We start from the raw sequence: 373 nt of genomic DNA, 5'->3' as shown, positions 1-373 counted from the left end.
GGTGTCCGGGTAGAGCGCGTCGATCTCGCGGCGCACCCGCCTCAGGAACTCGTGGGTGGCGGGCAGGTTCTCGCAGTTCGTGCCGTCTTCCGCGTACAGGTAGGGGACCGCGTCCAGGCGGTAGCCGTCGATGCCGAGGTCCAGCCAGAACCGCAGGGCGGCCAGGATCTCCTCCTGGACGGCCGGGTTCTCGTAGTTGAGGTCGGGCTGGTGCGAGAAGAAGCGGTGGAAGTAGTACTGGCCGCGCACCGGGTCGAAGGTCCAGTTGGAGGCCTCGGTGTCGACGAAGATGATCCGCGCGTCCTGGTACTGCTTGTCGTCGTCGGCCCACATGTAGTAGTCGCCGTAGGGACCGTCGGGGTTCTTGCGGGAT

The 373-nt window shown here is 66.2% G+C and carries 1 protein-coding gene; it reads right to left on the bottom strand.

Going from position 1 to position 373, the window contains the following annotated elements; all coding sequences use genetic code 11:
• Positions 1–373: alpha-amylase family glycosyl hydrolase (locus H5J33_RS36610; RefSeq protein WP_258565657.1), on the bottom strand; the 373-nt coding region annotated here is incomplete at both ends.

It is taken from the genome of Streptomyces sp. WELS2 (genome assembly GCF_013870595.1).
Classification (GTDB): Bacteria; Actinomycetota; Actinomycetes; order Streptomycetales; family Streptomycetaceae; genus Streptomyces.
The sequence above is the reverse complement of the archived record's forward strand: the minus strand, read 5'-3'. Positions and strand labels throughout refer to the sequence as shown.